This is a genomic window from Streptomyces sp. NPDC031274 (genome assembly GCF_055570235.1).
Map to the genome: position 1 here is coordinate 1 of NZ_JBVIHP010000179.1, position 1,627 is coordinate 1,627.

Below are 1,627 nucleotides of genomic sequence, written 5' to 3' on the forward strand. Positions count from 1 at the left end.
CCCAGGTCTACTGCCGTGCCTCTTTTCAACGTGCACTTCCGGATCACGCCCCGGAACTCTGACATTGTCCAGGAGCAGCTGCCCTTGCTGGTCGACTGTACGGGTTACAGCCTCTTGCAGGATTCCGAAAGCGATCGCCCAAGCAATGATCTGCGTCGGGGTATCAAGGGCCGTCAGTCCCGGGAAGAACCTGCCGCTGAGCAGTACGATCCCTATCACTGCGGTCAGCGCCCCAACTGGAAGTCGAAGCAGGAGCAAGCTCGTTGCAACATGGTAAGGACCGGAGTTTCCTCGAATCCTTCGCAAGGAGACTGCGCCGGCGACGGCTGCCGCAAGCAGACCAATGAACTCAATGAACCAAACGCTTTCCCAGCTTGACGCCCCGTCGAACGGGCAAACGGTCGCTGGAGCCTTTGGTACGTCAGGGTCTTCAGGGAAGCAGAAGAGCTTACCGATGGCCGGCTCCATGAAAGCCCACGCAGCGAAGCCGATGGCAATCAATGCCATTGCGGTGGTCGCCGCGCACACGATGTGGGTGAAACTACGGACCTTCGCCCTCTCCGCCTCTTCTGCCTGGTAGGAAGCATGCAGAGCGCTAACGGCCAACTCTCGGTCAGCTTCCACGAGTTGCGTATATTTCCCATCCGGCAGCAACAGTTCTTCAAGCTGCCGCAAGCGCAGATCTTCAGGATCGAGGTGCAAGCGGGCCTGCACAAGAACAGACAACCCCTTCCAGCGCAACTCCTCCTGTGGCGCGATGCGCAGGATCGCAACTTCGGCCTCATGAACATTCGCCAGCGCTCGATCAGTTGGCCCGCCAGTAAATCGCGACCAGGGGTTACTCTCTTGCAGAGAATCCCTGGCCGCCTTAAGTTGCATCGTGGCTTTTTGGACAATCTCAGAGTCATGCGAAGACTTACCAGGGGGCTGCTTGCCGAATCCGTTGATCTGACCTTGCAGGTCAGCGATATGGGCCGTAATCCGCTGCCCCCAGGAGTTACTCTCGTGTACCGCTACGTCGCCTTGAGCATCCGTTTTTTCCTTCATCAGTTGCCCTCCGGCTCCACTTCCATTGGAGCGCCGCCGGGAGTCAGTCGCAAATCCAGCGAGGGGGTCGCGGCGCGGGCTAGTGTCCGCCGCCGCTGGGCTCGAATCCGGCCGGCATCTGCTCCAGTGCTGCCTGGTCCGGGCCCACGACTTCCGCGTCGACCGCACGGACGTCATCAGCCAGTCCCCCCCCGACCGGTCGTCGAAGAAGCCGTACGAGGTCCTCGACCTGGCCCTCACCAAGCACGGCGGCACGGTGATCGTGCCGATGACCGTCGTGGAGCCCGCCTACTTCCAGGAGACCGTCGGACGCCTGCGTGAACGCGGGCACGACGTACGGCACTTCGCGCTTCTCGCCGACCACCGCACGGTCCTGCGACGCCTGCGCGAGCGCGGCTTCGGGCACGCGGTGCGCGTGGTGGCCGGCAAGGACGCCCCGCTGCGCCGCGAGAGCTTCGCCGTGTCGAAGCTCGATCTGTGCCTGGAGCGCCTGCGCCGGGCATGGACCGGAGCGCGGCACATCCGCTTCGACTGACCGGCTCAGGCGGCTGCTTCCGCCCCCTCTGCCGTCAGCGAATCT

The 1,627-nt window shown here is 62.8% G+C and carries 1 protein-coding gene and 1 pseudogene; one reads left to right on the forward strand and one right to left on the reverse strand.

What is annotated here, in order from left to right; all coding sequences use genetic code 11:
• Positions 1-1,047: hypothetical protein (locus ACZ5CR_RS44750; protein WP_468869297.1), on the reverse strand; the 1,047-nt coding region annotated here is incomplete at its 3' end.
• 217 nt (positions 1,048-1,264) lie between these two features.
• On the opposite strand from ACZ5CR_RS44750, the pseudogene ACZ5CR_RS44755 reads away from it, so the two are divergent.
• Positions 1,265-1,582, forward strand: a pseudogene (locus tag ACZ5CR_RS44755) (ATP-binding protein); the annotation flags it as partial.
• Positions 1,583-1,627 lie beyond the last annotated feature (45 nt).